Raw genomic sequence first — 5,610 nt, forward strand, 5'->3', positions numbered from 1 at the left:
GCATCCATTGCACGCCCAGTTCGGCAGCGTCGGTCTGGTTGACCTCCACGATCAGGCTCTCCACCAGCACCTGCGCCCGACGCTGGTCCAGCTGGTCGATCACCCGCCGCAGGTTGCGGTACACCGGCTCCGGGGCAGAGATCAGCAAGGTGTTGGTGGCGATGTCGGCCTGCACCGAAATGCCGTTCTGGCTGAAGCCGGTGCTGCCGGCATCGGTCGGTTCGCGACGGCCGGGATCAAGCCGCGGCGATTCCAGCGCATTCCCTTTGTTCTTGCCCTGTGCAGGCTGCGGCGGCGGGCTGGCATTGCGGCTGGTCTCGCCCGGCAATGCAGTGATGCCGTCGCTGCTGCCCATTGCCGGCGCATCGCTCTGCCCTGCCACCACGCCCCGCAGCACCCCGGCCAGCTGCGTGGCCTGGGCGTTGCGCAGGTACACCACATGCAGGTTGCCGGACTCGTCCTGGGCCTTGTCCAGCTTCTCCACCAGCTGCCGCGCCAGGCGCGTGCGGCCCGGGCTGCTGGAACGCAGCAGCACGCTGTTGCTGCGCGGGTCGGCCATCACCACCACCTTCTGCGCCGGCTCCGCGYCCTGCGCATCCAGCAGCGGTGCGACCATCGCCGCCACGTCCACGGCAATGCCCTGCTGCAGCTTCACCACGTCGGTGTCCATGCCGGCCGGTGTATCCACGCTGGCGATGACCCGCGCGATGCGCTCCAGGTTGTCGGCGTAGTCGGTGATGACCAGCGTGTTGTTGCCGGGGTTCGCGGTGATCGGATTGTCCGCGGTGATCATCGGCCGCAGCACCGCCACCAGCGCTGCGGCACTCTCGTAGCGCAGGGAAAACGTGCGCGTGGCTATTTCGCCGCCCGCGCCACCGGCACCAACGCGGCCGCCCAGCAGCTTGGCATCCGCCTGCGGCACCACCCGGCTGACACCCCCGCTTTCAACCACGGCAAAACCGCGCATGCGCAATGCACCCAGCAGCAGCTGGTAAGCCTGCACACGGCTGACCGGCCCATCGGAGACCACGGTCATCTTGCCGCTCACCCGGGGGTCGACCAGGAACTGGCGGCCGGTGAAGCGTGCCGCCATGCGCAGCACCCCACCGATATCGGTGTCCACCAGGTTCAGCTGCACCGGTTCGCCATTGGCGTCCTGCGCCTGCACCGGCGCCGGAAGATGGGCCAGGCCCACCACCAGTGCCAATGCCGCGCTGCAGCCCAGGCTGCGCATCGCCTTCATGGATGGCCACCGCCCTGGGCGGCCATCACGATGTTTCCGGAAATCCGTGCCGCCGGCATGTTCGCGTCCCCTGTCCGTTGCAGTTGCAGTTGCTGCAGTTCGATGGCCGGGTCGGCCAGCAGAGGCAGCAGCCAGTTCCAGAGCGCATCGGCGGGCACACTGCGTACCTGCAGGTGCCAGCGCCCGTCGCGCGTTTCGATATGCAGGCTGCCCGCCAGGCCGGCAGCGGTGATCTGTTGGCGCAGGCCTGCAAGTGTCGGCCGCCGGCCTTGCGCCTGCTGCTGTTGTTCACGGGCGCGCAGCAGCGGTGCAAGTGCTGCCGCCTGCGCCTGCAGCCGTGGAAGCTCAGCCTGCCAATGGCTGCGCTGCTTAAGCAGCGGCTGCAGCCAGCCCAGCCACAGTGCGGCCGCCGCTATCGCCACAGCCATCAACAGCAGCATCGCGCGCTCGCGCGCCGCCAGCCGCTGCCAACGCTGCGACAGTCCGCGCACGACGCCCGCCGGCCGTAGTTCCGATGCGGTCACGGAGCAGTCCCGCTGCTGATCCGCAAGCGGCCACCGGCTTCGTGCGCAAGCTGCAACCCCTGTGCCTGCATCGCCTGCTGCCAGCGCTCCAGCCGTTGCGCGTCCTCGGCCAAGGCTTGCGCGTCGGCATCCAGCTCCATCTCCAGCTGGCCCGGCTGATAGCGCAGGCTGCGGACCTGGCCAGCCAACTCGGGGATGGCCTGCAGCACGCTGGCAACCTGCTGCTGCACGGCGGGAAGTGCCCGTGGCACTGCCGGCACCGCCAGTGCCCGCCGCGCCTGCACCACCGGATCGACCACATCGTGGATCTCGGGGAAGTGCGTGCTGAACTGCCGCGCCATGTCATGCTGCAGGGCTTCACCCTCGCTGTGCCAGCGCGACACCTGCAGTTGCAGGCCCAGTGCAGCCAGCACCGCCGCCGCCAGCGCAAGACCGATAGCCAGGCGTGGCGCACCTGCACCCGAGGCCGGCAACGGCAGTGACCAGCCAGGCAGCGGACCGCTGCACTGCACCGCCTGCGTCAGCACGCTGGCCGGCAGACGCTCGGCCCAAGCGGGCGGCACGGCATCGATCCACTGCACTGCCTGCACCCCGGCCTGCTGCAGGCGCACGGCCAGCACCTGCATCACCGAGGCCAGGTCACGCCCACCGCACCACTGCACGAAGCCACGATCACGGCCACAGCGGACCAGCACCTGATCACCACACAGCTGCAGGGTGGCCTGCCCGACCGCCCACGGCAGCAGCAAGGGCGTTGGGTGCAGCGCCTGCAACTGCAGCCCGCACTCCTGCAGCTGCTGCTGTACGCGCGCAATCGCCTGCAGGCCAAGCCACGCCACCGCCACCGTGCCATCGGCCGCCTGGGTGCCATGGCCCAGCGCCACCTCCTGCAGATCATCCAGCAGCATCGCTTCCACTTCACCCTGCAGGGCCGCCTGCAGGCGTCGCCCGGGCAGCGGCGGCAGCTGCAGCTCAAGCAGGATCAGGTCCTGCGGATCAAGGCTCGCATGCACCCTCGCCTGCGGAAAGCGCTGGCCCAGCGTCGACAGAGGGTCGCTTCCCGTGGCCAGCACGCGGTCCTTGTGCAGCTGCGACCACTCCACCGCGCTGTCCCCATCCAATCGTTCCAGCGCCGGCAGGCGCACTCTCAGCTGCAGGCTCATGCACCGATCCTTGTCCATACCCGTTGCACACGCACGCTGTCGTCACGGTACTCGCGCCAGATCAATGCGCGGAAATCCACCGATGCGCCGTCTGCCTGTACCTGGCCTACCGCCAGGAACCACTCGCTGTGGATACCCAGCGGCATCAGCGCCATCTGTTCGTTGCTCAGCTGCAGCCGGTTGGCGATGTCCCCGCGGTTGAGCAGCCAGTGGCCACGATCGCGCTCGCCCAGCAGCGCCTGCAGGCGCCCGGCATCCACCCCCGGTGCAACCGCCTGCAGTACGGCGATATCACCTGTATTGGCGTTGACCAGGGTCTGCGCTGGCAGCACCACCGTACGCCGCGCCAGTGCCTGTATCGCCACCGGATCAGCGCCTGCCAGCACCTGTTCAATCAGCGACTCACGCGGCAACGGTGCCCGCGCCTGCCGATCGCCATCGCGCAGGCGCGACTGGACCTGCGTTGCGGCGCTGGCACAGGCCGCGCGGGGCAGCCCCTGCCCCACACACAGCGAAGTGAACGCACGCAGTGCCTCTGCGGCAGGCTGGCCGTCAGCCAGCAGCGTGCGCAGGTTGAACCTCGACTGCGCGTCCACCAGCTGCAGGTGCACCGGCAGCGGCGCCTGCAGCTGCACCGGCCGCGCCCAGCGCCCGTTGCCAACGGTAGTCAACTGCTCGCGCGCGTCGTCACGCAACTGCTGCGCCGCGCGTTCCAGCGTGACGTCCACTGCCATGCGTACCTGCATGCGCAGCTGGTCGCTGCGTACCGCACGCAGCTGTGCGGCCTGCCGGGTCAGCAGCGCAGTGGCGATCACCGCCACCAGTGCCACCACCAGCATCGCCACGATCACCGCCATGCCCTGCTGGCGGGTAAACGCACCTGGAATGTTCCGGCGTGCCATTGTCCGGCCTCACAACTGCCAGGAGCCGATGTCCGCGTTGCCGGCCTCACCGCCGGGCTTGCTGTCGGCCCCCAGCGAGAACACGTCGATATCGCCGTGCGTGCCGGGGTTCTGGTACTGGTAGGGGTGCCCCCACGGGTCATCCGGCAGGCGGTCGAGGTACGGCGTGACCGGCATCGCGCCGCTGCCCTGCGGCGGTCTCAGCAGCGCCTGCAGCCCCTGCCCGGCACTGGGGTAACGCCCATTGTCCAGCCGGTACAGCTTCATGGCCTGCATCAGTGCGGCGATGTCCTGGCGTGCCGCCACCACGCGGGCCTGGTCGGGGCGATCCATCAGGCGGGGCACGATCAGTGCAGCCAGAATGCCGATGATGACCACCACCACCATGATCTCGATCAGGCTGAAGCCCTGCTGCCGAGCCCTGCGACCACCCATCTGCATTGCCATTGTTCCGCCCTCATCATCCTGGAAGAGACCGCCGCCCCATGGTCAGCGGCGCATGTGTCAGTACGATAAACATCCTGCGGAAATCGGCCGTTCCTGCAGCCGATCACCCACACGGCGCGCATTCCCCACGCAGGCAGCGTCCACCAGCGACGACGGAACGCGCGCAAGCGTTTCCTCCACGCAGCGCTGCAGCACTGGCGCGGCACACGCCTGCAGCAGGCGCATGCACTGCAGGGGCGACCAGGCCATGCCATGATCGAAGCCGATGAACTGCCGGTACACCTGGTGATAGCGAAGATCGTCGTGCAGGCGCTGCACGCTGCCAGGGGCGCACAGCGCGATCAGCAGCACCGCACGTTGCACCATGCGCATCTCCGCGCTCTCCTGCGCAAGCGTGGCCAAGGCCGCTTCAGGCCACGGCTGCAGGCATGCGTCCAGCGCCTGCCGCAGCAGCATCAACGGATGGCCGCTGACATCCAGCGCTGACCACCTTGCCGCATCGGCCCAGGCATCGCTGGACAGCATCCACACCCACGGCTGCCCATAGCGCTGCACATTCACTGGGGCGTGCCGCGCCTGCTCCAGCGACTGGCTCAGGTGGCGGTCCAGCTCCAGCATGCTGATCCTGCGACTGTCGTTCATCGGCGTCGCCTGCGCTCCGCGACGCGGGAGCGTCGTACTCTGCAGAAGACGTCAGCAAGGCAGCCGAAGCGACAGCACGAATGCGATGTTGAGCAGTGCGTGGCAGCATCGCGGGAATGTCACCGCAACGTCATCCTCCTGCAGGCTTGCAGGTCCAGGCGCGGCGCCTCTCCGCCACACCGCCGGGCCAGCACGACAACGTCGCTGCGCTGCGCGAATGCCGCCAGCGCGTGCATCGCGTCCGCGTCATCCAGCAGCGCCGCCGTCGCCGCCGGCAGCAGTGGCAGCTGCCATCCCTCCATCTGTGCATCGCTGGCGGCCACGAACCAGTGCCACAACCGGTGGTAGCGCACGTGATCGTGAAGTGCCGCCAGACCCTCGATGCCGTGCATGGCCATCAGCAACAAGGCACGTGCCAGTGCAGCAGCAGGCAGCATTCCCGATTCCGAAAGTGGCAGCGCCTGCCGCTGCAACCGCAGCAGCATCGCCAACGGATGGTCCTGTGGCTCGAACTCCAGCAGCACCGCCTGCTGCCGCCACTGCGGGTCGGACACCACGCATACCCACGGCGCGCCATAGCGGTGCACCATCAGCGGCCGCCGCTGGGTGGTTTCCAGCAGCGCCGACAGATTGCGGCGCAGATCCAACACACCGATGGTCTCGTTGCGCATCCTTGGCCTCTCCATGCA

Annotated in this window: 7 protein-coding genes; all 7 read right to left on the reverse strand. The window is 68.6% G+C overall.

The genetic code is table 11. From position 1 onward, the window contains the following. Nucleotides 1-1,243 (reverse strand): secretin N-terminal domain-containing protein (locus tag AC1VAN_RS09200; protein WP_480985680.1); only part of this gene is annotated, 1,243 nt, incomplete at its 3' end. Further along, entirely contained in the window at nucleotides 1,240-1,767 is a 528-nt protein-coding gene (gspM, locus tag AC1VAN_RS09205) for a type II secretion system protein GspM (protein ID WP_032974561.1), read from the reverse strand. The genes gspM and AC1VAN_RS09200, both read right to left, overlap by 4 nt. Further along, a complete protein-coding gene (gene gspL, locus AC1VAN_RS09210) occupies nucleotides 1,764-2,930 on the reverse strand; it encodes a type II secretion system protein GspL (RefSeq protein ID WP_032974560.1) in 1,167 nt (388 codons plus the stop codon). The genes gspM and gspL overlap by 4 nt, the downstream gene beginning before the upstream one ends. After that, nucleotides 2,927-3,787 carry a type II secretion system minor pseudopilin GspK gene (gene gspK, locus AC1VAN_RS09215; RefSeq protein WP_152543261.1) on the reverse strand — a complete coding sequence of 287 codons (861 nt, stop codon included), beginning with the start codon at nucleotides 3,785-3,787 and terminating at the stop codon, nucleotides 2,927-2,929. Before gspK ends, gspL begins: the two co-directional genes overlap by 4 nt. 54 nt (nucleotides 3,788-3,841) lie before the next feature. After that, nucleotides 3,842-4,279 carry a type II secretion system major pseudopilin GspG gene (gene gspG, locus AC1VAN_RS09220; protein WP_442251378.1) on the reverse strand — a complete coding sequence of 146 codons (438 nt, stop codon included), beginning with the start codon at nucleotides 4,277-4,279 and terminating at the stop codon, nucleotides 3,842-3,844. Nucleotides 4,280-4,336: 57 nt separating this feature from the next. Continuing rightward, nucleotides 4,337-4,921, reverse strand: a complete 585-nt coding sequence (locus AC1VAN_RS09225; protein WP_032974555.1) for a hypothetical protein — start codon at nucleotides 4,919-4,921, stop codon at nucleotides 4,337-4,339. A gap of 119 nt (nucleotides 4,922-5,040) precedes the next feature. After that, the coding region (locus AC1VAN_RS09230) for a hypothetical protein (RefSeq protein ID WP_480985681.1) at nucleotides 5,041-5,610 on the reverse strand (570 nt) is incomplete at its 5' end.

The sequence above is a fragment of the Stenotrophomonas sp. 05L44_2 genome, from assembly GCF_056665995.1.

What these genes read in the sequence shown, in the direction of transcription:
- gspL (WP_032974560.1), bottom strand. Translation starts at nt 2,930, where the DNA reads ATGAGCCTGCAGCTGAGAGTGCGCCTGCCGGCGCTGGAACGATTGGAT.
- gspK (WP_152543261.1), bottom strand. Translation starts at nt 3,787, where the DNA reads ATGGCGGTGATCGTGGCGATGCTGGTGGTGGCACTGGTGGCGGTGATC.
- gspG (WP_442251378.1), bottom strand. Translation starts at nt 4,279, where the DNA reads ATGGCAATGCAGATGGGTGGTCGCAGGGCTCGGCAGCAGGGCTTCAGC.
- AC1VAN_RS09225 (WP_032974555.1), bottom strand. Translation starts at nt 4,921, where the DNA reads ATGAACGACAGTCGCAGGATCAGCATGCTGGAGCTGGACCGCCACCTG.